The following is a 22,464-nucleotide window of genomic DNA, read 5'->3' on the forward strand; positions in this document are numbered from 1 at the left end:
GGCTATGATAAGCCCCTTTGTTTTAACCGCCGCTTTGATTTGGCCAACTGGCCGCGCACTTGTACGTTCAAGGATCCTATGAGCAAGCCCACTGTCGACCCTACCTCGAATTCCAAGACCGGCCCTGCCGTGCCGGTCAATTTCCTGCGCCCGATCATCCAGGCGGACCTGGACTCGGGTAAGCACACGCAGATCGTCACCCGTTTCCCGCCTGAACCCAACGGTTACCTGCACATCGGTCACGCCAAGTCGATCTGTGTGAACTTCGGTCTGGCCCAGGAGTTTGGCGGCGTCACCCACCTGCGTTTCGACGACACCAACCCGGCCAAGGAAGACCAGGAGTACATCGACGCGATCGAAAGCGACGTCAAATGGCTGGGCTTCGAATGGTCCGGCGAAGTGCGCTACGCCTCGCAGTATTTCGATCAGCTGCACGATTGGGCCGTTGAACTGATCAAGGCCGGCAAAGCCTACGTCGACGACCTGAGCCCGGAGCAAGCCAAGGAATACCGTGGCAGCCTGACCGAGCCGGGCAAGAACAGCCCGTTCCGTGATCGCAGCGTCGAAGAGAACCTCGACTGGTTCGCCCGCATGCGCGCCGGCGAATTCCCGGACGGCGCACGCGTACTGCGGGCCAAGATCGACATGGCCTCGCCGAACATGAACCTGCGCGACCCGATCATGTACCGCATCCGTCACGCGCATCACCACCAGACCGGCGACAAGTGGTGCATCTACCCGAACTACGACTTCACCCACGGTCAGTCGGACGCCATCGAAGGCATCACCCACTCGATCTGCACCCTGGAGTTCGAAAGCCACCGTCCGCTGTACGAATGGTTCCTCGAGAACCTGCCCGTGCCGGCGAAACCGCGTCAGTACGAGTTCAGCCGCCTGAACCTGAACTACACCATCACCAGCAAGCGCAAGCTCAAGCAACTGGTCGATGAAAAGCACGTTTTCGGTTGGGACGATCCGCGCATGTCCACGTTGTCCGGTTTCCGCCGCCGTGGCTACACGCCGGCGTCGATCCGCAACTTCTGCGACATGGTCGGCACCAACCGTTCCGACGGCGTGGTCGACTTCGGCATGCTTGAATTCAGCATTCGTCAGGATCTGGACCAGAACGCTCCGCGCGCCATGTGCGTGCTGCGTCCGCTGAAGGTCGTGATTACCAACTACCCGGAAGACAAGGTCGATCACCTCGAACTGCCGCGTCATCCGCAAAAAGAAGAACTGGGTGTACGCAAGCTTCCGTTCTCCCGTGAAATCTACATCGACCGCGATGACTTCATGGAAGAGCCACCAAAGGGCTACAAGCGCCTGGAGCCGAACGGCGAAGTGCGTCTGCGCGGCAGCTACGTGATCCGTGCCGACGAAGCGATCAAGGACGCCGACGGCAACATCGTTGAGCTGCGTTGCTCCTACGACCCGGAAACATTGGGCAAGAACCCTGAAGGCCGCAAGGTCAAAGGCGTGGTTCACTGGGTACCGGCCGCGGCCAGCGTCGAGTGCGAAGTGCGTCTGTACGATCGCCTGTTCCGCTCGCCGAACCCTGAGAAGGCCGAAGACAGCGCCAGTTTCCTGGACAACATCAACCCTGACTCGCTGCAAGTGCTGACCGGTTGTCGTGCTGAGCCTTCGCTGGGCAATGCACAGCCGGAAGACCGTTTCCAGTTCGAGCGCGAAGGTTACTTCTGCGCGGATATCAAGGACTCGAAACCCGGTCATCCGGTGTTCAACCGTACCGTGACCTTGCGTGATTCGTGGGGCCAGTGATTCAAGGAACCTCTAACGTGCTTTCGATCTACAACACGCTCACCAAGAGCAAAGAAGTCTTCAAGCCGCTGGATGGCAACAATGTGCGCATGTACGTCTGCGGGATGACCGTGTACGACTACTGCCACATTGGCCATGGCCGCAGCATGGTCGCGTTCGACCTGGTGACCCGCTGGTTGCGGTTCAGCGGGTATAACCTGACGTATGTGCGCAACATCACCGACATTGAAGACAAGATCATCAACCGGGCCAGGGAGAACGGCGAACCGTTCGACGTGCTGACCGAACGCATGATCACCGCGATGCATGAGGACGAGGCGCGCCTCAATATCCTCAAGCCGGACATGGAGCCGCGGGCCACCGATCACATCGCTGGCATGCAGACCATGATCCAGACCCTGATCGACAAGGGTTACGCCTACGCACCGGGCAATGGCGACGTGTACTACCGCGTCGCCAAGTTCATGGGCTACGGCAAGCTGTCGCGCAAGAAAATCGAAGACCTGCGCATCGGCGCGCGGATCGAAGTCGACGAGTCGAAGCAGGACCCGCTGGACTTCGTGCTGTGGAAAGGCGCCAAGCCGGGCGAGCCGAGCTGGCCGTCACCGTGGGGCGACGGGCGTCCGGGCTGGCACATCGAATGCTCGGTGATGTCGACCTGCTGCCTGGGCGAGACCTTCGACATTCATGGCGGCGGCAGCGACCTCGAATTCCCGCACCACGAAAACGAAATCGCCCAGAGCGAAGCGGCGACCGGCAAGACCTACGCCAACACGTGGATGCATTGCGGCATGATTCGCATCAATGGCGAGAAGATGTCCAAGTCCTTGAACAACTTCTTCACCATCCGCGATGTGCTGGAAAAGTACCACCCGGAAGTCGTGCGTTACCTGCTGGTGTCGAGCCACTACCGCAGTGCTATCAACTATTCGGAAGACAACCTCAAGGACGCCAAAGGCGCACTCGAGCGTTTCTACCATGCGTTGAAAGGCCTGCCGAGCGTGGCGCCGGCTGGCGGCGAAGCCTTTGTCGAGCGCTTCACCCAGGTGATGAACGACGACTTCGGCACGCCGGAAGCCTGCGCGGTGCTGTTCGAGATGGTTCGCGAGATCAACCGTTTGCGCGAGAGCGATCTCGACGCGGCGGCGGGCCTGGCGGCGCGCTTGAAGGAACTGGCCAGTGTGTTGGGTGTGTTGCAGCTGGAGGCGGATGACTTCCTGCAGGCCGGTGCTGAAGGGCGGGTCGATGCGGCTGAGGTTGATGCGCTGATTGCGGCGCGCCTGGCGGCTCGTGCGGCTAAAGACTGGGCTGAATCCGACCGGATCCGCGACCAGCTCACCGCCATGGGCGTGGTGCTGGAAGATGGCAAGGGCGGCACGACCTGGCGTCTGGCTGACTGATTGCTGTGATTGCTGCAAAACAAAACCCGCCTTGTGCGGGTTTTTGTTTTTGGGTCGGAGCAAGTGCAGCGGTGCCCAGGCTGGCGTCATCGCGAGCAGGCTCGCTCCCACATTGGATCTTAGCTATGTTTGAGTGCTGTGCGCGGCACAGATTCCCTGTGGGAGCGAGCCTGCTCGCGATGGTCTCCAGTCGAACACAAACAGTGTGGGCGGCTGGTCATTCAGCCTGGCGCAACCGCTTGTATAAGGTGTTGCGGCTGACTCCGAGACGTCGCGCCAAATGCGAAATATTCCCCCCAGCCGCCTGCAACTGCCGATTCAAATCCTCGGCATCATTCAAATCCACCGCCAGGGTTTCCGGCGAATCCACCGGCTCCATCTCCAGATCGACAAAAAAATCATCCGGCAAATGCTCCGGCCGCACCGGTTGTTCTTCGGCCATGGCCAGCGCCACCTGCATCACGCTGCTGACCTGACGTAGATTTCCCGGCCACGGATGACGGCCGAACAGTTCGAGCACTTCTCGACTCAACCCGGCCCATTGCGACGGCTCGCGGTGTTGCTCCCACAAGCGCTTGAACAGTGCCTGCTTGTCACTGCGTTCCCGTAGCGGTGGCAATTCGAGGGTCAAACCGCCGATCCGGTAATAAAGATCTTCCCGAAAACGGCCCAACTGAACCTGCTCGCGCAATGAGCGGTTGGTGGCCGAAATGATGCGGATATCCACCGGGTACAACTCGCTGCTGCCCACCGGTTGAACACAGCGTTCCTGCAAAACCCTTAACAGTCGCGCCTGCGTCGGCAGCGGCATGTCGCCAATCTCATCGAGGAACAGCGTGCCTTTGTCAGCCTTGCGGATCAGCCCGATGCTGCCTTTCTGATTTGCGCCGGTGAACGCACCTTTCTCGTAGCCGAACAGCTCGGATTCCACCAGTTCGGCGGGGATCGCTGCACAGTTAACGGCAATGAACGGCTGTTTGCTGCGAGAGCTGGCCTGATGCAGTGCCTTGACGAACACTTCCTTGCCGACGCCGGTTTCGCCGTGAATCAGCAGCGGAATGTCTTTTTCCAGCAAGCGCTCGGCCTGGCGCACGGCTTTTTCCACGCGACTGTCGCCAAAGTGCAGCGTATTGAGGCTGATCGCGGCGGGCGCGTTTGCGGCAGGTTCGGCGCTCTTTGTTTCAGAAAATAGCCGCGCCTGAATCGGTGCCTGTTTCGGGCGTTTCAACAGGCACTGGAAGCGGTTACGCCCGGAGGCCTGGAGGGAGAAGGGCAAGCCGTCCGGCTGATTCAGCAGTTCCAGCAGCGACACCTTGAACAGGCTCTCGATACTGACCCGCGACAGACTGATACCGAGCAAATTGTCGGCCCGGCGGTTGGCGGACAGTACTTGGCCGCTCTCATCGAAAATAAGCAAACCCGCCCATTGGCTGTCGAGGTTGTTCAACCCGGTGTTGAATGTCAGTTGAAAATGCTGGCCATGGAACAGGTTGAGGATCAGCCGGTTTTCCACGGTCTGGCTCATCATCTTGACCATGCCGAGGGTGTGGGACGGCGGCAGGTAGCTGTCGCTGGACACGTCCAGCACCGCGATCACCTTGCGTTCGGCATCGAAAATCGGCGCGGCGGAACCGGTCATGAAGCGGTTGGCCTTGAGGAAATGTTCATCGTGCTCGATGTGCACTGCCTGCTCGCAGGCCAGCGCGGTGCCGATCGCATTGGTGCCGCTACAACGCTCCATCCAACTGGCGCCGGCGCTGAAGCCACGGGTCAGGCTCGGCTCGATGAAGCGCTGAGTGCCCCAAGAGGTCAGCACCTGGCCCTGGTTGTCGGCGAGCATGATCAGGCAATTGGAATTGCTCAGGATGTTCTCGTAGTAGGGCAGGACTTCCTGGTGGGTGGTCTGCACCAGTGAATGCTGGCTTTCCAGCAACTGCGCGATGCCCTCGGCCGGCAATTGGTCGAATGCCGGAGCGCTTTGGTGATCGAGACCGAACGCGCGGCAACGGGACCAGGAGTCCTGGATGATGGCGTCGTGGGAGAGCGGCGAGGCGGGTGCGGCCATGGCAGTCGATCTCTGAGCAAGCTTTTATTGTTTTTATGGTTTTTTTGCACATCACGTTGAATGTCGCACGTGATGGTTCTGGCACACCACGACTTTGTGGGGCCGTAAACAGTCCGTAGAGTGTTGTTCACTATTGTTCATTGTCAACCGTTGAACTGTTCAATTGTTCAGTCGCGGTTGTTCATTTCTGTTCAGCAACGAACCCTGTTTTTTCGCTTGTTGAAGGATTTTCAAGCCAGATCAACAGCTTGCAATTTCTGGCACGAAAGTCGCTCTGTAGCTCCGGTCGCTTGACTCCAATAATAAAAAGGCCGAGCCATGTCACTCACTCTGGAGCACGTCAGCCGCACCGTCGAGGGCCAGACCTGGATCGACGATGCGTGCCTTAGTTTCGAACCCGGTTCCTTCAACGTTTTGCTCGGCCGCACGCTGTCCGGCAAAACCAGCCTCATGCGCCTGATGGCCGGTCTGGACAAGCCCGACAGCGGCCGCATCCTGATGAACGGCGTCGACGTCACCCAACGCCCGGTGCGCTTGCGCAACGTGTCGATGGTCTATCAGCAGTTCATCAATTACCCGACCATGACGGTGTTCGAGAACATCGCATCGCCGTTGCGCCAGGGCGGCGTTTCCAACGAGCTGATCCAGAGCAAGGTGCTGGAAACGGCGAAGATGCTGCGCATCGAGAAGTTTCTCCAGCGCTATCCGCTGGAACTCTCCGGTGGCCAGCAACAGCGCACGGCCATGGCCCGGGCGCTGGTGAAGGACGCCGAACTGATCCTGTTCGATGAGCCGCTGGTCAACCTCGACTACAAACTGCGCGAAGAGCTGCGTCAGGAAATGCGCGAGTTGTTCAAGGCGCGCCACACCATCGCCATCTACGCCACCACCGAACCCAACGAAGCGCTGGCGCTCGGTGGCACCACGACCATTCTTCACGAAGGCCGGGTGATCCAGAGCGGCAAGGCGGCGGAGGTCTATCACCAGCCGCAAACCGTGCTGGCGGCAGAATTGTTCTCCGAGCCGCCAATCAACCTGATGCCCGGACGGATTGCCGGTAATGAAGTCAGCTTCGCCAACTTCGTGCACTTCCCGTTGAACGTGGATTTGCGCCCGGTGGGCGAGGGCGAGTTCCGCTTCGGCGTGCGCCCCAGCCATATCTCGCTGGTGCCGAGCAACGACGATGACCTCGAACTGGCGGTGACCGTCGAGGTCGCCGAGATCAGCGGTTCGGAAACCTTCCTGCACGTGCGCAACGAGCATTTCCTGCTGGTGCTGCATTTGCCCGGGGTTCACGAATACGACGTCGATGCGCCGATCCGCATCTATATTCCGACCCATAAACTGTTTGTGTTCGATGCGCAGGGACGACTGGTCCAGGCGCCCGGCCGCCGTATCGCGAGGGTTGCCTGATGGCCGAAATCCGTTTGCAGAACCTCGCCCACAGTTACACCCGTACGCCGAGCGGTCCCGAGGATTACGCGATCCGCGAGATGGACCACGTCTGGGAGCAGGGCGGTGCCTATGCCTTGCTCGGGCCTTCGGGCTGCGGCAAGTCGACCTTGCTCAATATCATTTCCGGGTTGCTCAGTCCGTCCCAGGGCCATGTCCTGTTCGACGGTAAAGCGGTCAACGACCTGACCCCGGAGAAGCGCAACATTGCCCAGGTTTTTCAGTTTCCCGTGGTTTACGACACCATGACGGTGTTCGACAACCTGGCCTTCCCACTGCGCAATCAGGGCATGGCCGAAGCGAAAATTCACAGCAAGGTGCAGGAAATTGCCGAGGTCCTCGACCTCCAGGCGCTGCTGAGCAAGAAGGCGCGCAACCTCACCGCCGACGAAAAACAGAAAGTTTCCATGGGCCGCGGATTGGTGCGTGATGACGTCTCGGCGATTCTGTTCGATGAACCGCTGACGGTGATCGACCCGCACCTGAAGTGGAAGCTGCGGCGCAAGCTCAAGCAGATCCACGAGCAGTTCAACATCACCATGGTCTACGTCACCCACGATCAGCTCGAAGCCTCGACCTTCGCGGACAAGATTGCGGTGATGTACGGCGGGCAGATTGTGCAATTCGGTACGCCGCGAGAATTGTTCGAACGGCCGAGCCACACCTTTGTCGGCTACTTCATCGGCAGCCCGGGGATGAACCTGATCGAAGTGCAGCCACAACCCGGTGGCGTCGGATTCGCCTCGACGCACTTGCCCTTGTCTGACGCGCAATTGCAACGCATCGCCGAGTCCGAGTGGAAAACCCTGAAAGTCGGCATCCGTCCGGAGTTCGTGCATGTGTGGGACGAGCCGTTTGATGACGCGATGCAGGCACAGGTCGTACACGTTGAAGACCTGGGCACCTACAAGATCATGACCCTGAACCTCGACGGCGCGCCGTTGAAAGTGCGCCTGGCCGAAGACAAACCGGTGCCGGAAGGCACGGCGTACATCAGCTTCCCGGCGCAGTGGTTGATGGTCTATGCCGACGATTACCTGCTGGAGGTGCAGCCATGAACAAGGTGCAGAACAACAAGGCCTGGTGGCTGGTCCTGCCGGTGTTTTTGCTGGTGGCGTTCAGTGCGGTGATCCCGATGATGACCGTGGTCAACTATTCGGTGCAGGACATCTTCGACCAGTCCAGCCGCTACTTCGTCGGTGCCGACTGGTACAAGCAGGTGCTGCTCGATCCACGGCTGCACGACTCGCTGCTCCGTCAGTTCATCTATTCCGGCTGCGTATTGCTGATCGAAATCCCGCTGGGCATCGCCATCGCCCTGACCATGCCGACCAAGGGCCGCTGGTCGTCGCTGGTGCTGATCATCCTGGCGATTCCACTGCTGATTCCGTGGAACGTGGTCGGAACGATCTGGCAGATTTTCGGCCGGGCCGACATTGGTTTGCTTGGTTCGAGCCTCAATGCGATGGGCATCAACTATAACTATGCGGCCAACACCATGGACGCTTGGGTCACAGTGCTGGTGATGGACGTCTGGCACTGGACGTCGTTGGTGGCGCTGTTGTGTTTCTCAGGCCTGCGGGCGATTCCGGACGTGTACTACCAGGCGGCGCGGATTGATCGGGCATCGGCCTGGGCGGTGTTCCGACACATCCAGTTGCCCAAGCTCAAGAGCGTGCTGTTGATCGCGGTGATGCTGCGGTTCATGGACAGTTTCATGATCTACACCGAGCCGTTCGTGCTCACCGGCGGCGGGCCGGGGAATGCCACGACCTTCCTCAGCCAGACCCTGACGCAGATGGCCATCGGACAGTTCGACCTCGGCCCGGCGGCAGCTTTCTCGCTGGTGTACTTCCTGATCATCCTGTTGGTGTCCTGGCTGTTCTACACCGCCATGACTCACTCTGACGCCAACCGCTGAGGTCTGCCATGAGTAAAAGAAAGCTCATTCCGCTGCTGATCTACATCCTGTTCCTGCTGGTGCCGATCTACTGGCTGCTGAACATGTCGTTCAAGAGCAACACCGAAATCCTCAGCGGCCTGACCCTGTTTCCGCAGGATTTCACCTTCGCCAACTACAAGGTGATCTTCACTGATCCTGCCTGGTACACCGGTTACCTCAACTCGCTGTATTACGTGAGCCTGAACACGGTGATCTCTCTGAGCGTGGCGCTGCCGGCAGCGTACGCGTTCTCGCGGTATCGCTTCCTGGGCGACAAGCACCTGTTCTTCTGGCTGCTGACCAACCGCATGGCGCCGCCGGCGGTGTTTCTGTTGCCGTTCTTCCAGCTGTATTCCTCGATCGGTCTGTTCGACACGCACATCGCGGTAGCACTGGCGCATTGCCTGTTCAACGTGCCGTTGGCGGTGTGGATTCTCGAGGGCTTCATGTCTGGCGTTCCGAAAGAAATCGACGAAACCGCCTACATTGATGGCTACAGTTTTCCCAAGTTCTTCGTGAAGATTTTTGTGCCGCTGATTGGCTCGGGGATCGGTGTGACGGCGTTTTTCTGCTTCATGTTTTCCTGGGTCGAGTTGCTGCTGGCGCGGACGCTGACGTCGGTGAATGCCAAGCCGATTGCGGCGGTCATGACGCGCACCGTCTCGGCATCCGGTATCGATTGGGGTGTGCTGGCGGCGGCAGGGGTGTTGACCATCCTGCCGGGCATGCTGGTGATCTGGTTTGTCCGTAACCACGTGGCCAAGGGCTTTGCCCTGGGCCGGGTATGAGGAACTGATGATGGAATGGATGAGCTGGACCGTCCCGACGGCAACGTTTTTCTGTGTCATTGCCTTGATCCTGGTCGGCATGACGACCTGGGAATTGCGTTCGCCGAGCATTCTTCGGCGTGGTTTCTTGCCGATTGCCACCACCCGTGGCGATCGGCTGTTTATCGGTCTTCTCGGCAGCGCCTACCTGCATTTGCTGGTAATCGGCGTCACCGACTGGAGCATCTGGGTAGCGTCCGCGTTGTCCCTGGTGTGGCTGTTGGCTGTGATGCGTTGGGGCTAGTCGAATCGCTCGGCAATGTTGCTCCGAAACCCAATAAGGAGGTCTCTATGTTCGACAAAAACAATAAGCTGCGACATAGCATTTCATTGGCAGCCATGCTGGCACTCAGCGGTTTGAGCGCTTCGGCCTGGGCCGATGCCTATGAAGACGCCGCGAAGAAATGGATAGGCAGTGAGTTCAAGCCGTCCACCCTGACGGCAGATCAGCAGCTCGCGGAACTGAAGTGGTTCATCAAGGCCGCCGAGCCGTTTCGCGGGATGGACATCAAGGTTGTCTCGGAAACCCTGACCACTCACGAATATGAGTCCAAGGTGCTGGCCAAGGCCTTTACCGAGATCACCGGGATCAAGGTGACCCACGACCTGCTGCAAGAAGGCGACGTGGTGGAAAAGCTGCAGACCGTGATGCAGTCAGACAAGAGCATCTATGACGGCTGGGTCAATGACTCGGACCTGATCGGTACGCACTTCCGCTACGGCAAGACGGAATCGATCACCGACCTGATGGCCAATGAAGGCAAGAACTTCACTTCGCCGACCCTGGACCTCAAGGATTTCATCGGCCTTTCCTTCACCACCGCTCCCGACGGCAAGCTCTATCAACTGCCCGACCAACAGTTCGCCAACCTCTATTGGTTCCGCGCCGACTGGTTCGAGCGTGCGGACCTTAAAGCCAAATTCAAGGAAAAGTACGGTTACGAACTGGGCGTGCCGGTGAACTGGTCAGCCTATGAAGACATCGCCAAGTTCTTCAGCGAAGACGTCAAGGAAATCGACGGCAAGCGGGTCTACGGGCACATGGACTACGGCAAGAAAGACCCGTCACTGGGCTGGCGTTTCACCGATGCCTGGTTCTCCATGGCGGGTGGCGGCGACAAGGGATTGCCTAACGGTTTGCCGGTGGACGAATGGGGTATCCGCGTCGAGGATTGCCACCCGGTCGGTTCCAGCGTGACGCGCGGTGGCGACACCAATGGCCCGGCGGCGGTCTTTGCAACCACCAAATACGTCGACTGGCTCAAGGCCTACGCGCCACCGGAAGCGGCTGGCATGACCTTCTCCGAGTCCGGCCCGGTGCCGTCCCAAGGCAACATTGCCCAGCAGATCTTCTGGTACACCGCATTCACGGCTGACATGACCAAACCGGGTCTGCCGGTGGTGAACGCCGATGGCACACCGAAATGGCGCATGGCACCTTCGCCACGGGGTCCGTATTGGGAGGAGGGCATGAAGCTGGGGTATCAGGACGTGGGTTCCTGGACGTTCATGAAATCCACGCCTGAGAAGCAGAAACTGGCGGCCTGGCTCTATGCGCAGTTCGTGACGTCGAAAACCGTGTCGCTGAAGAAAACCATTGTCGGCCTGACACCGATTCGCGAGTCGGACATCAACTCCCAAGCGATGACCGATCTGGCGCCGAAACTTGGTGGCCTGGTCGAGTTCTACCGCAGCCCGGCCCGCGTGCAATGGACCCCGACCGGGACCAACGTGCCGGACTATCCGCGTTTGGCGCAATTGTGGTGGAGCCACATCGCCGAAGCCGCCAGCGGCGACAAAACCCCGCAACAGGCGCTCGACGGTCTGGCCAAGGACCAGGACGCAATCATGTCCCGTCTGGAACGCTCCAAGGCCCAAGCCACCTGCGCCCCGAAAATGAACCCCGAGCGCGATGCGCAATACTGGTTCGATCAACCGGGTGCACCGAAACCGAAACTGGCGAACGAGAAGCCGAAGGGCGAAACCGTGAGCTACAACGAACTGCTGAAGTCGTGGGCGGACGCACGTAAGTAAACCGCAGAACCGAGAAAGGCGAACGGCACCGAAAGGTGCCGTTTTTATTAGTGCCTGTTCCGCCGCTGTCGCGAGCAGCCTGCTCGCGATGAGGGCATTAGAGGCAGCGCATTAATTAGAGTGGAGCGATCAGACCAAAACAGCCATATCCGTGTACTGAGCAACAACTGAGTCAGCGGTAAGGAGTTTCATGGGTTCAGTAAGGGCCGTTGCAACAATCAGGCGATCGAATGGATCTCGATGGTGATGTTCCAGGTCTTTTACTGCAATGGCATGCTCCGAAGTTACCGGTAACTCGATGAACCCGCTTTCGAGACAGTATTGGCGGATTTCATCCAGATCAACGTTAAGTTTCCCAAGCCCGACCTTGATCGCCATTTCCCAGAAGGTCGCCGCACTGATGTAAATGTCGGCGGCGCTTTCGATGAGCTTTCTGGCTTTACCAGATAGCTTGGGATCATCGCTAAGGGTCCAGAGCAGAACATGGGTATCAAGCAGAACCCTCATTCGTGAGTTCCTTCAAAGGCATCCAGCATTTCGTCGGGCAGTGGAGCATCAAAGTCTTGAGGAAGTATAAGTTTGCCCTTCATAGCTCCAATGCGCTGTCCGTAGGTTTTCCCGACGGGAACCAGTCGAGCAAGGGCGCGACCATGTTTGGAAATCGTGATGGTCTGGCCGGCTGCCGCGTCGTCGACAAGTTTGGACAAGTTATTTTTTGCTTCGGCTAACGGAACGACGATCATGGTTCCTTCCTCCTCAGATTCTGGACAAATATAGCCAGAATTTTTGCAGGCGGTAAAGATGCGTCGTTCCAACTGCTCAATGTTGGATGTAGGAAGAGGCCGGTAATACGGCGAGAGCTTTCGGGGATTGTCGGGAGAGGGCAGGGCAACGGAAACAAATCCCACAAACGCAAAAACGGCACCCGAAGGTGCCGTTTCTGTTTTCTACCGGGTATCGCTAGGCGATCAACCCGCCAACCCCGATTGTTGCACCAGGACCAGCAACGGCTGCGGATACAGACCAAGGAAGAACGCCAGTGCGGCGATGGCCAGCAGCATCACGCCGCCTGCACGTTGTTCCCAGTGCAGCTGCGCATCGTGGCGACGCAGGTTTGGCTCGATCAGGTACAGGGTGACCATCACGCGCAAGTAGTAGAACACGCCGATGGCGCTGCCCAGTACCAGGGAACCGACCAGCCACCACTGGTGCGACTCGACACCGGTGGCGATGATGTAGAACTTGCCGATGAAGCCCGCGGTCAGCGGGATACCGGCCAGGGACAGCATCATCACGGTGAGGACGGCGGTCAGGTACGGACGGCGCCAGAACAGGCCGCGGTATTCGTACAGGGCATCGGCGTCACGGCCGTTGTAGGGCGAGGACATCAGAGTGATCACGCCGAACGCACCGAGGCTGGTGATCACGTAGGTGACCAGGTACACGCCGATGGCTTCCACGGCCAGACCCTTGCTCGCCACCAGGGCGATCAGCAGGTAACCGAAGTGGGCGATGGACGAGTAACCCAGCAGACGCTTGAGGTTGCTCTGGGTCAGGGCCAGCAGGTTACCGAACAGGATCGAGGCAATGGCGATGATGGTCAGCACGTCGCTGAGTACACCGCTGCTCGCCGCTGGCGAGATCTGGAACAGACGCACCATCACCGCGAACACCGCGACTTTGGACGCGGTAGCCAGGAACGCCGCCACCGGTGCCGGAGCACCTTCGTAAACGTCCGGGGTCCAGAGGTGGAACGGTACCAGCGACAGTTTGAACGCCAGGCCGATCAGCATCATGCCCAGGCCCAGTTGCGCCAGCGAGCTTGGCAGGCCGGTGGCCGCGAGGGCCTGGCCGATACCGACGAAGCTCAGGCTGCCGGAATCGGCGTAGAGCAGGGCCATACCGAACAACAGGAACGCGGAGCCGGCGGCCGACAACACCATGTACTTGATACCGGCTTCCAGCGAACGCTTGTTGAAGAAGGCATAAGCCACCAGACCGTAGACCGGCACCGACAACAGTTCCAGACCGATGAACAACCCGGCCAGGTGTTGCGCGCTGACCAGAACCAGGCCACCGGCGGCGGCCATCAGGATCAGCAGGTACAGTTCTTCGCGGTTGCCCGGGTAACCCGAACCGCCATCGCCGAGGTAGGCGTGGGCGAGGGTCACACAGGCGAGGGTGGCGACCAGGATCAGCGCCATGTACAGGCAGGCGAAGTTATCGATCTGCAGCAGTGGAGTCACAGCCAGTGGCGCGACTTTCAGGGCTGGCAGGATCGACAGCAGCGCCAGGTTCAGACCCGCCACGGAAATCAGGAAGGTCTGCGAGTGGTTGCGGCGCCAGGCGATCGCCAGCATCACCACGATGATCGTGGCGCTGGTGATCAACAACGGCGCTAGCGCGATAAAGTGTTGAGTCGTGAATTCCATAGCGCTCTTACCGGGCCGAAGCGAGTTGAGTGAAGGCGGTGCCGAGCCATTGCTGCACGCCATGCATCGTCGCAGCAGAGGTATCGAGGAACGGTTGCGGGTACACGCCGATGTAGATCAGCAGCGCCGCAAGCCCGACCACCATGATCATTTCGCGACCGTCCATGCCATGCAGTACCGCGTCCGATTTGGCCGGACCGAAGTACGCACGGTGGATCATGATCAGCGAGTAGACCGAACCGAACACCAGGCCCGACGTCGCGATGATGGTGACCACAGGCGCAGCCGGGAAGGTGCCGATCAGGATCAGGAACTCGCCGACGAAGTTACCGGTACCCGGCAAGCCCAGCGACGCCGCTGCAAAGAACAGGCTGAGGGCCGGCAGGTAAGCGATCTTCGACCACAGGCCACCCATTTCACGCATGTCGCGGGTGTGGGTGCGTTCGTACAGCTGACCACTCAGGATAAACAGTGCCGCGGCCGACAGACCGTGCGCCAGCATCTGCATCACCGCGCCCTGCAACGCCAGTTGGCTGCCGGAGTAGATGCCGATCAGTACGAAGCCCATGTGGGAAACGGATGAGAAGGCGATCAGACGCTTGATGTCGGTTTGTGCGAAAGCCAGGAACGCGCCGTAGAAGATCCCGATCAGACCGAGGGTCATGGCGATCGGCGCGAACTCGGCCGAGGCATTCGGGAACAGCGGCAGGGCGAAACGCAGCAGACCGTAGGCAGCGGTTTTCAGCAAGATACCGGCGAGGTCAACCGAACCCGCGGTTGGCGCCTGGGCGTGAGCGTCAGGCAACCAGGAGTGGAACGGCACCACAGGCAGCTTCACCGCGAAGGCGATGAAGAAGCCGAGCATCAGGATGTACTCGGTGGTCAGCGACATCTTGGTTTTCAACAGGTCGGCGTAGTTGAACGTAATCACGCCGGTGTCGTTGAAGTTGACCAGAACCAGACCGAGGATCGCCACCAGCATGATCAGGCCGGAAGCCTGAGTGAAGATGAAGAACTTGGTCGCCGCGTAGATCCGGGTTTTCTTGCCGTCCGAAGAACTGTGACCCCAGAGCGCGATGAGGAAGTACATCGGCACCAGCATCATTTCCCAGAAGAAGAAGAACATGAACAGGTCGAGGGCGAGGAACACGCCAACGACACCGCCCAGGATCCACATCAGGTTCAGGTGGAAGAAGCCAACGTGACGTTGGATTTCTTTCCACGAGCAGAGGACCGAGAGTACGCCCAGCAGACCGGTCAGCATGATCATCAGCAGCGACAGGCCGTCGAGGGCCAGGTGCACGCTGATGCCGAAGCGTTCGATCCAGATGTGCTTGAACTCAAGCGCCCAGGTCGGATCGGCGCCGGGCTTTGGTGCAAATGAATAGTCACCGGTGGCCCACAGCCAGAGGCCGAGGGAGAGCAACAGGGACATGGTGATCAGCGCAATCCAGCGGGGGAGGGTAGCGCCGAAGCGCTCACCCATCCAGCACAGCAGGCCGCCGATAAAGGGGATCAGGATTAGCCAAGGCAGAATCATGACGGGCTCAATTCCTTTCGCAAGTTCGCAAGGTTCATATTCAGACCGCTACCAGCACGATGGCGCCGATGACCAGCACGGAGCCGGCTGCCATCGAGGCCGCGTACCAACGCAGTTGACCGGTTTCGGTACGGCTCAGGGCGGTGTGACCGCCTTTGGCCATACGCGGGATCAGACCGATGGTCTGGTCGAGCGGGTCTTTGCGCAGTACGTGGCTGATCGCAAGGTATGGCTTGACGAACAGTTTGTCGTAGATCCAGTCGAAGCCCCAGGCAGCGAACCACCAGGCCGAAAGGAAGCGGCCGATGCCGCTGTTGGCGATTGCAGTAACGAAACGACGCTTGCCGAGGAACAGCAGCGCGGCCAGCAGGATACCGGCCAGGGCAATGGCGCCCGAAGCGATTTCCAGACTGTGCTTGGCTTCGCCGCCGGCGTGGCCGACGCTTTGCGGCAGTACACCGTGCAGCGGCGGAACGATCATCGCGCCAATGGCGGTGGACAATACGATCAGCACCGACAGTGGCAGCCAGTGAGCAATGCCGTGGCCGGCGTGCGCTTCGGTCTTCGCTTCACCGTGGAACGCGATGAAGATCAGGCGGAAGGTGTACAGCGACGTCATGAACGCACCGACCAGACCGGCGTACAGCAGACCGTTGTTGCCGCTGGCGAACGCTTCCCAAAGGATTTCGTCCTTGGAATAGAAACCTGCGGTCACCAGTGGCAACGCCGCGAGGGCCGCGCCGCCGACGATGAAGCTGGCGTAGGCCAGTGGCAGTTTCTTCCACAGGCCGCCCATCTTGAAGATGTTCTGCTCGTGGTGGCAGGCAACGATCACCGCACCGGAGGCAAGGAACAGCAGGGCCTTGAAGAACGCGTGGGTCATCAGGTGGAAGATCGCGCCATCCCAGGCACCGACGCCCAGCGCCAGGAACATGTAGCCGATCTGGCTCATGGTCGAGTAGGCGAGGATACGTTTGATGTCGGTCTGGACCAGTGCGGCAAAACCGGCGAGGACCAGGGTCACGCCGCCGACGATGCCGACCAGGTGCAGGATCTCCGGCGCCAGGGTGAACAGACCGTGGGTACGGGCGATCAGGTAGACACCGGCGGTCACCATGGTCGCGGCGTGGATCAGTGCCGAAACCGGGGTAGGACCGGCCATCGCATCCGCCAGCCAGGTTTGCAGCGGCAGTTGCGCGGATTTACCGACAGCGCCGCCCAGCAGCATCAGGGTGGCCATGACCATCCAGAAGTCGCCGGCCTGGAATTTCTGCGGTGCCAGCACCAGCAGTTCCTGGACGTTCAGCGTGCCCAGTTGCGCGAACAGGATGAACAGGCCGATGGCCATGAACACGTCGCCGATGCGGGTCACGATAAAGGCTTTGAGTGCGGCGTTACCGTTGTTGCGGTTGCTGTAGTAGAAACCGATCAACAGGTACGAGCACAAGCCCACGCCTTCCCAGCCGAAGTACAGGAACAACAGGTTATCGCCCAGCACCAGGAACAGCATGCTGGCGATAAACAGGTTGGTGTAGGCGAAGAAGCGCGAGTAACCGGCTTCACCGCGCATGTACCAGGACGCGAACAGGTGGATCAGGAAGCCGACGCCGACGACCACACCGAGCATGGTCACGGACAGGCCGTCCAGGTACAGCGCGAAGTTCGGCGTGAAGCCTTCCACCGCCATCCACTGCCACAACACCAGGGTGTAGTGACCGCCTTCAGGTGGCGCGACATTGAATTGCCAGATCACGTAGGCCGTGACGATGGCGGACAAGCCGATGGAACCGACGCCGATCAGGGCAGACAGGTTTTCCGAGAGGCGTCCACGGGAGAACGACAGCAGCAGGAAACCTATGAGAGGGAATACGAAAGTCAGATAGAGAAGATTCATCCGCGCATCTCGCTGGCAGCGTCGATATCGAGAGTGTGGAAGCGGCGATACAGCTGCAGCAGAATCGCCAGGCCAATACTGGCCTCGGCGGCTGCCAGGCTGATCACCAGGATGAACATGATCTGTCCATCCGGCTGCGCCCAGCGGCTACCGGCAACGATGAAGGCCAGTGCAGAGGCATTCATCATCACTTCAAGACTCATCAACACAAACAAAATGTTGCGGCGGACCATCAGGCCAACCAGACCGAGGCAGAACAGGATGCCGGCGACCGCCAGACCATGCTCCATAGGGATAGCAGGCATCGTCATTGCTCCTTGGCTTCGTTGCGGCCCAAGTGGAACGCCGTGACGGCTGCGGCGAGCAGCAGCATCGAGGCGAGTTCGACCACCAGCAGATAAGGACCGAACAGGCTGATGCCCACGGCCTTGGCGTCTACGGTGGTGTGGCCGATGGCCTGGCCGCTCTGATGGGAGAACAGCACGTACAGCAGTTCAACCAGCAGCAGGGTGCCGAGAATCACCGGGCCGAGCCAGATGCCGGGCTTGAGCCAGACGCGCTCTTGCTGAACCGAGGCCGGGCCCAGGTTCAGCATCATCACCACGAACACGAACAGCACCATGATGGCGCCAGCGTAGGCAATCACTTCCAGAACACCGGCAAACGGTGCGCCGAGGGCGAAAAACGTCATGGCCACGGCGATCAGCGAAATGATCAGGTAGAGCAGGGCGTGCACAGGGTTGGTGTGGGTGATCACGCGAAGCGTGGACACCACAGCGATACCCGATGCGAAATAGAAAGCGAATTCCATCTTTCTTCCTTAAGGCAGCAAGCTCTTCACGTTGATCGGCTGGGCTTCATTCTGCGCGGAGCCTTTCGGCTTCCCGGCAATCGCCATACCTGCAACACGATAGAAGTTGTAATCAGGGTTTTTGCCGGGGCCGGAGATCAGCAGATCTTCTTTCTCGTAAACCAGGTCCTGACGTTTGAACTCGGCCATCTCGAAATCCGGTGTCAGCTGGATCGCGGTGGTCGGGCAGGCTTCCTCGCAGAGGCCGCAGAAAATGCAGCGCGAGAAGTTGATGCGGAAGAAGTCCGGGTACCAGCGACCGTCTTCGGTTTCAGCTTTCTGCAGCGAGATGCAGCCGACCGGGCACGCCACGGCGCACAGGTTGCAGGCTACACAACGCTCTTCACCATCGGGGTCGCGGGTCAGGACGATACGGCCACGGTAGCGCGGCGGCAGGTACACGGCTTCTTCCGGGTACTGCAGCGTGTCGCGCTTGCGGAAGGCATGGCCGAAGATCATCACCAGGCTGCGAAGCTGGGTGAAGAAGCCATGCACGATGTCAAATATGTACTTCATGATTCTCTATCCTCACTGAGCCGCGACGGCGGGCGTGTTGAGCAACACGATCGCAGCGGTCACCAGCATGTTGACGAGGGTCAGCGGCAGGCAGAACTTCCAGCTGAAATCCATCACTTGGTCATACCGTGGGCGCGGAATCGAGGCGCGCAGCAGGATGAAGATCATGATGAAGAACGCGGTTTTCAGCGCGAACCAGATGAACGGGATCTGCGGCAGAATGCCGAACGGACCGTGCCAGCCACCGAAGAACAAGGTCACCAGCAGCGCCGAAATCAGCACGATACCGATGTACTCGCCGACGAAGAACATGCCCCATTTCATCCCGGCGTATTCAATGTGGTAACCGTCGGCCAGTTCCTGCTCCGCTTCCGGCTGGTCGAACGGGTGACGGTGAGTCACGGCGACGCCGGCGATGAAGAAGGTCAGGAAACCGAAGATCTGCGGAATGATGAACCACAGGTTCTGGGCTTGATAATCAACGATGTCGCGCATGTTGAACGAGCCGACCTGGATCACGATGCCCATCAGCGACAGGCCCATGAACACTTCGTACGACACGGTTTGCGCCGAAGCCCGCAAGCTGCCCAGCAGGGCGAACTTGTTGTTGCTCGACCAGCCGGCGAACAGCACCGCGTAGACCGACAGACCGGCCATGGCGAAGAAGAACAGGATGCCGATGTTCAGGTCCGCCACACCCCAGGTCGGGGTGATCGGGATGATCGCGAAGGCAATCAGCAGGGCGCTCATGGCCACGACCGGTGCCAGGGTGAAGATCATCTTGTCGGCGAACGGTGGCGTCCAGTCTTCCTTGAAGAACATCTTGATCATGTCCGCTGCGATCTGGAACGCGCCGAACGGGCCGACGCGGTTCGGACCGTAACGGTCCTGCCAGAGGGCGAGCAAACGACGCTCGACCCAGCTCAACAGCGCGCCGCAGACCACTACGGCGAGCAGAATCACGATGGCCTGGATGACCGAGATGATCACACCGATCACTTCAGGAGTGAACCAAGTCATAGCGCTGCCTCCTGCAGACCATCAACGGATTTGCCAAAGATCGCGGGCGGAATGCCGGCGATACCGGCCGGCAATGCAACCAGACCGGCACCCAGCTCTTCGTTGATGCGCAGTGGCAGACACAAGGTCTGGCCAGCGACGTTCAAGCTCAGCATGGCACCGTCGTTGACACCCAGACGGTCGGCTTCGGACTTGGCCAGTGCCACGTAGGCAGCCGGAATGCGTTCCTGAACCGGTGCGGCTTTCGAAGAGTTCTCTTCGCTGCCGAGCAGGTGGAAGAACGGCACGACCTGCCAGGTGCCCGGCGCCGGGTTGAATGCGCGCGGGACAGCGGCAAACCAGTTCAGCGAGTCACCGCTGCTTTCGATCAGGCGGGTGCCCGGGTCGCCAGCGCGGATGTGGCCACCGACTTCGTCCTGGAACTTGTTCCAGGCTTGCGGCGAGTTCCAGCCCGGAGACCAGGCAAATGGCACTTGCTGACGCGGTTCGGCCGAGCCCGAGTAACCTTCCATCGAGAAGTTGAACGCGGTGTCGTTGTCTTGCGGGGTACGCGGTTCGTGCACGCTGATGTCTGCGCGCATGGCCGTACGACCCGAGTAACGCAGCGGTTCGCGGGCCAGTTTCATGCCCTTGATGCGGAACGCGGCGGACGGTGCGGCATCAACGATACGCGCCAGTTGCGGCGTGCTCGAAGCGACGGCAGCGGTGACGTGGTCCAGCTGGGTCCAGTCGATCGGCTGGTTCAGCAGGGTGGCGCGCAGGGCATGCAGCCAGCGCCAGCCTTCGTGAACCAGGATGCTCGCGTCCATGTATTTCGGGTCGAAGACCTGGAAGAAGCGCTGGGCGCGACCTTCCTGGCTGACCAGCGTACCGTCGCCTTCAGCGAAGCTGGCGGCTGGCAGCACCAGGTGCGCGCGATCGCTGGTGGCGGTCTTCTGATGGTCCGCGACGATTACCACTTTCGCAGCGGTCAGTGCGGCATCAACCTTGGCTTTGTCGGTACGGGTGTACAGATCGTTTTCCAGCACGACGATGGCGTCGGCCTTGCCATCGATCACTGCCTGCAGCGCGTCGTCGACCGAGTCGCCACCGAGCATGGCCAGGCCGAGGCTGTTGGCCTCAGGCACGATCAGGCTGATGGAGCCGTTCTTCTCGCGCAGCTTCAAGGCTTTGGCGATGTTCGCGGCGGCTTCGATCAGCGCCTTGGAACCCAGCGAGGTGCCGGCGATGATCAGCGGACGCTTGGCCGCGAGCAGGGCGTCGGCAATGCGCTTGGCCAGGTCGAGGGCTTCAGAGTCCAGGCCTTCAACCGCCGGAGCGCTGGCATCGAGGGCGTGAGCCACGGCGAAACCGATGCGGGCCAGGTCGTCCGGAGCGGCGTGAACGCATTCTTCGGCGATGTCGTCGAGCTTGGTTTCAGCCAGGCTGGCGATGAATAGCGGGTTCAGTTCGTGCTGACCGATGTTCTTCACCGCAGCGTCGAGCCAAGGCTGAACGCGCATGGCGTCGGCCATGTCTTCGGCCTTGCCCTTGACCGATTGACGCAGGGACAGCGCCATACGGGCTGCGGTCTGGGTCAGGTCTTCACCGAGGACGAAAATCGCATCGTGGTCTTCGATGTCGCGCATGTTCGGGATCGGCAGCGGGCTGTCTTTCAGCACCTGCATGACCAGGCGAATGCGTTCCAGCTCGGAGGCTTCGATACCGGAGTAGAAGTGCTCGGCGCCGACCAGCTCGCGCAACGCGTGGTTGCTTTCGAGGCTGGCGCGGGGCGAACCGATACCGACGATGTTGCGACCGCGCAGCAGGTCAGCGGCTTTATCCAGCGCTTCGTCGAGGCTCAGCTTGGTGCCGTTGGCCAGCAGAGGCTGACGCGGGCGGTCTTCGCGGTTGACGTAGCCATAGCCGAAACGGCCACGGTCGCACAGGAAGTACTGGTTGACCGAACCGTTGAAGCGGTTTTCGATACGACGCAGTTCACCGTAACGCTCGCCCGGGGAAATGTTGCAACCGCTGGAGCAGCCATGGCAGATGCTCGGCGAGAACTGCATGTCCCACTTGCGGTTGTAGCGCTCGGAGTGAGTCTTGTCGGTGAACACACCGGTCGGGCAGACCTCGGTGAGGTTGCCGGAGAACTCGCTTTCCAGGGTGCCGTCTTCAACGCGACCGAAGTACACGTTGTCGTGGGCGCCGAACACACCGAGGTCGGTGCCGCCGGCGTAGTCCTTGTAGAAGCGCACGCAGCGGTAGCAAGCGATGCAGCGGTTCATCTCGTGGGAAATGAACGGGCCCAGTTGCTGGTTCTGGTGAGTACGCTTGGTGAAGCGATAACGGCGCTCGTTGTGGCCGGTCATCACCGTCATGTCTTGCAGGTGGCAGTGGCCGCCTTCCTCACAGACCGGGCAGTCGTGAGGGTGGTTGGTCATCAGCCATTCAACGACGCTGGCGCGGAATACTTTCGCTTCTTCGTCGTCAATGGAGATCCAGCTGCCGTCGGTGGCGGGCGTCATGCAGGACATGACGATCCGACCACGCTTGTCGTTCTCGTCGGTGTACTGCTTGACCGCACACTGGCGGCAAGCGCCAACGCTGCCTAGGGCTGGGTGCCAGCAGAAATAAGGGATATCGAGGCCTAGCGACAGACACGCCTGTAACAGGTTGTCTGCCCCATCGACTTCGAGCTCTTTGCCGTCTACGTGGATAGTGGCCATGG

19 protein-coding genes are annotated in these 22,464 nt (G+C 60.0%); 8 read left to right on the forward strand and 11 right to left on the reverse strand.

Features of this window, described 5'->3' with window-relative positions; genetic code table 11:
- The first annotated feature begins 78 nt into the window (after positions 1–78).
- Together ACM6I5_RS17670 and cysS are read left to right on the forward strand one after the other, a co-directional pair.
- Entirely contained in the window at positions 79–1,779 is a 1,701-nt protein-coding gene (locus ACM6I5_RS17670) for a glutamine--tRNA ligase/YqeY domain fusion protein (RefSeq protein ID WP_017339620.1), read from the forward strand.
- Positions 1,780–1,796: 17 nt separating this feature from the next.
- Complete coding sequence (gene cysS, locus ACM6I5_RS17675; RefSeq protein ID WP_414880075.1) at positions 1,797–3,179, forward strand: cysteine--tRNA ligase; 1,383 nt, start codon at positions 1,797–1,799, stop codon at positions 3,177–3,179.
- A 217-nt stretch (positions 3,180–3,396) separates the two neighbouring features.
- Here the strand turns inward: cysS and ACM6I5_RS17680 are convergent, their stop codons facing one another.
- Positions 3,397–5,244, reverse strand: coding sequence for a sigma-54-dependent Fis family transcriptional regulator (locus ACM6I5_RS17680; RefSeq protein WP_414884302.1), 1,848 nt, complete (start codon positions 5,242–5,244; stop codon positions 3,397–3,399).
- A gap of 318 nt (positions 5,245–5,562) precedes the next feature.
- On the opposite strand from ACM6I5_RS17680, the gene ACM6I5_RS17685 reads away from it, so the two are divergent.
- Genes ACM6I5_RS17685 through ACM6I5_RS17710 form a run of 6 tightly spaced genes read left to right on the forward strand, consistent with a single transcriptional unit; the run spans position 5,563 to position 11,499 of the window.
- Positions 5,563–6,657, forward strand: a complete 1,095-nt coding sequence (locus ACM6I5_RS17685) for an ABC transporter ATP-binding protein (RefSeq protein WP_017339617.1) — start codon at positions 5,563–5,565, stop codon at positions 6,655–6,657.
- Positions 6,657–7,754 carry an ABC transporter ATP-binding protein gene (locus tag ACM6I5_RS17690; RefSeq protein ID WP_017339616.1) on the forward strand — a complete coding sequence of 366 codons (1,098 nt, stop codon included), beginning with the start codon at positions 6,657–6,659 and terminating at the stop codon, positions 7,752–7,754. Before ACM6I5_RS17685 ends, ACM6I5_RS17690 begins: the two co-directional genes overlap by 1 nt.
- Entirely contained in the window at positions 7,751–8,617 is an 867-nt protein-coding gene (locus ACM6I5_RS17695) for a carbohydrate ABC transporter permease (protein WP_008032762.1), read from the forward strand. The genes ACM6I5_RS17690 and ACM6I5_RS17695 overlap by 4 nt, the downstream gene beginning before the upstream one ends.
- 8 nt (positions 8,618–8,625) lie before the next feature.
- A complete protein-coding gene (locus tag ACM6I5_RS17700) occupies positions 8,626–9,426 on the forward strand; it encodes a carbohydrate ABC transporter permease (RefSeq protein WP_017339615.1) in 801 nt (266 codons plus the stop codon).
- Between the two features lie 10 nt (positions 9,427–9,436).
- Positions 9,437–9,709, forward strand: coding sequence for a DUF2160 domain-containing protein (locus ACM6I5_RS17705; protein WP_031319023.1), 273 nt, complete (start codon positions 9,437–9,439; stop codon positions 9,707–9,709).
- A 47-nt stretch (positions 9,710–9,756) separates the two neighbouring features.
- Positions 9,757–11,499: an extracellular solute-binding protein gene (locus tag ACM6I5_RS17710; RefSeq protein ID WP_017339613.1), complete on the forward strand. Its 1,743-nt coding sequence runs from the start codon at positions 9,757–9,759 to the stop codon at positions 11,497–11,499.
- Positions 11,500–11,628: 129 nt separating this feature from the next.
- Here ACM6I5_RS17710 and ACM6I5_RS17715 read toward each other — a convergent pair whose 3' ends face one another.
- From ACM6I5_RS17715 to nuoG, 10 genes are all read right to left on the reverse strand, one after another.
- A complete protein-coding gene (locus ACM6I5_RS17715; protein ID WP_414884303.1) occupies positions 11,629–12,006 on the reverse strand; it encodes a type II toxin-antitoxin system VapC family toxin in 378 nt (125 codons plus the stop codon).
- Positions 12,003–12,323, reverse strand: a complete 321-nt coding sequence (locus ACM6I5_RS17720) for a type II toxin-antitoxin system Phd/YefM family antitoxin (protein ID WP_238588351.1) — start codon at positions 12,321–12,323, stop codon at positions 12,003–12,005. Before ACM6I5_RS17720 ends, ACM6I5_RS17715 begins: the two co-directional genes overlap by 4 nt.
- A gap of 144 nt (positions 12,324–12,467) precedes the next feature.
- Positions 12,468–13,931, reverse strand: coding sequence for an NADH-quinone oxidoreductase subunit NuoN (gene nuoN / locus ACM6I5_RS17725; RefSeq protein WP_017339610.1), 1,464 nt, complete (start codon positions 13,929–13,931; stop codon positions 12,468–12,470).
- Positions 13,932–13,938: 7 nt separating this feature from the next.
- The gene (gene nuoM / locus ACM6I5_RS17730) at positions 13,939–15,471 is read right to left on the reverse strand and encodes an NADH-quinone oxidoreductase subunit M (RefSeq protein WP_017339609.1); all 1,533 of its coding nucleotides are present in this window, start codon (positions 15,469–15,471) and stop codon (positions 13,939–13,941) included.
- 40 nt (positions 15,472–15,511) lie between these two features.
- A complete protein-coding gene (nuoL, locus tag ACM6I5_RS17735) occupies positions 15,512–17,365 on the reverse strand; it encodes an NADH-quinone oxidoreductase subunit L (protein ID WP_414884304.1) in 1,854 nt (617 codons plus the stop codon).
- Entirely contained in the window at positions 17,362–17,670 is a 309-nt protein-coding gene (gene nuoK, locus ACM6I5_RS17740) for an NADH-quinone oxidoreductase subunit NuoK (protein WP_007946416.1), read from the reverse strand. Before nuoK ends, nuoL begins: the two co-directional genes overlap by 4 nt.
- A 2-nt stretch (positions 17,671–17,672) precedes the next feature.
- On the reverse strand, positions 17,673–18,176 hold the full coding sequence (nuoJ, locus tag ACM6I5_RS17745) for an NADH-quinone oxidoreductase subunit J (protein WP_084321326.1): 504 nt from the start codon (positions 18,174–18,176) through the stop codon (positions 17,673–17,675).
- A 9-nt stretch (positions 18,177–18,185) separates the two neighbouring features.
- Entirely contained in the window at positions 18,186–18,731 is a 546-nt protein-coding gene (nuoI, locus tag ACM6I5_RS17750) for an NADH-quinone oxidoreductase subunit NuoI (RefSeq protein WP_007946418.1), read from the reverse strand.
- Between the two features lie 12 nt (positions 18,732–18,743).
- The gene (gene nuoH, locus ACM6I5_RS17755; RefSeq protein WP_017339606.1) at positions 18,744–19,751 is read right to left on the reverse strand and encodes an NADH-quinone oxidoreductase subunit NuoH; all 1,008 of its coding nucleotides are present in this window, start codon (positions 19,749–19,751) and stop codon (positions 18,744–18,746) included.
- Positions 19,748–22,462, reverse strand: a complete 2,715-nt coding sequence (nuoG, locus tag ACM6I5_RS17760; RefSeq protein WP_414884305.1) for an NADH-quinone oxidoreductase subunit NuoG — start codon at positions 22,460–22,462, stop codon at positions 19,748–19,750. The genes nuoH and nuoG overlap by 4 nt, the downstream gene beginning before the upstream one ends.
- Between the last annotated feature and the right edge of the window lie 2 nt (positions 22,463–22,464).

Source organism: Pseudomonas sp. IT-P171, assembly GCF_949767765.1.
Lineage (GTDB): Bacteria > Pseudomonadota > Gammaproteobacteria > Pseudomonadales > Pseudomonadaceae > Aquipseudomonas > Aquipseudomonas fluorescens_B.

Excerpts from the sequence above, each read along its gene's own strand:
- ACM6I5_RS17690 (WP_017339616.1), top strand. The coding sequence starts at position 6,657 with ATGGCCGAAATCCGTTTGCAGAACCTCGCCCACAGTTACACCCGTACG.
- ACM6I5_RS17680 (WP_414884302.1), bottom strand. The coding sequence starts at position 5,244 with ATGGCCGCACCCGCCTCGCCGCTCTCCCACGACGCCATCATCCAGGAC.
- nuoN (WP_017339610.1), bottom strand. The coding sequence starts at position 13,931 with ATGGAATTCACGACTCAACACTTTATCGCGCTAGCGCCGTTGTTGATC.
- ACM6I5_RS17695 (WP_008032762.1), top strand. The coding sequence starts at position 7,751 with ATGAACAAGGTGCAGAACAACAAGGCCTGGTGGCTGGTCCTGCCGGTG.
- ACM6I5_RS17700 (WP_017339615.1), top strand. The coding sequence starts at position 8,626 with ATGAGTAAAAGAAAGCTCATTCCGCTGCTGATCTACATCCTGTTCCTG.
- nuoG (WP_414884305.1), bottom strand. The coding sequence starts at position 22,462 with ATGGCCACTATCCACGTAGACGGCAAAGAGCTCGAAGTCGATGGGGCA.
- ACM6I5_RS17670 (WP_017339620.1), top strand. The coding sequence starts at position 79 with ATGAGCAAGCCCACTGTCGACCCTACCTCGAATTCCAAGACCGGCCCT.
- nuoK (WP_007946416.1), bottom strand. The coding sequence starts at position 17,670 with ATGCCTGCTATCCCTATGGAGCATGGTCTGGCGGTCGCCGGCATCCTG.
- nuoI (WP_007946418.1), bottom strand. The coding sequence starts at position 18,731 with ATGAAGTACATATTTGACATCGTGCATGGCTTCTTCACCCAGCTTCGC.
- nuoH (WP_017339606.1), bottom strand. The coding sequence starts at position 19,751 with ATGACTTGGTTCACTCCTGAAGTGATCGGTGTGATCATCTCGGTCATC.
- nuoM (WP_017339609.1), bottom strand. The coding sequence starts at position 15,471 with ATGATTCTGCCTTGGCTAATCCTGATCCCCTTTATCGGCGGCCTGCTG.
- ACM6I5_RS17685 (WP_017339617.1), top strand. The coding sequence starts at position 5,563 with ATGTCACTCACTCTGGAGCACGTCAGCCGCACCGTCGAGGGCCAGACC.
- nuoJ (WP_084321326.1), bottom strand. The coding sequence starts at position 18,176 with ATGGAATTCGCTTTCTATTTCGCATCGGGTATCGCTGTGGTGTCCACG.
- ACM6I5_RS17705 (WP_031319023.1), top strand. The coding sequence starts at position 9,437 with ATGGAATGGATGAGCTGGACCGTCCCGACGGCAACGTTTTTCTGTGTC.
- ACM6I5_RS17715 (WP_414884303.1), bottom strand. The coding sequence starts at position 12,006 with ATGAGGGTTCTGCTTGATACCCATGTTCTGCTCTGGACCCTTAGCGAT.
- nuoL (WP_414884304.1), bottom strand. The coding sequence starts at position 17,365 with ATGAATCTTCTCTATCTGACTTTCGTATTCCCTCTCATAGGTTTCCTG.
- ACM6I5_RS17710 (WP_017339613.1), top strand. The coding sequence starts at position 9,757 with ATGTTCGACAAAAACAATAAGCTGCGACATAGCATTTCATTGGCAGCC.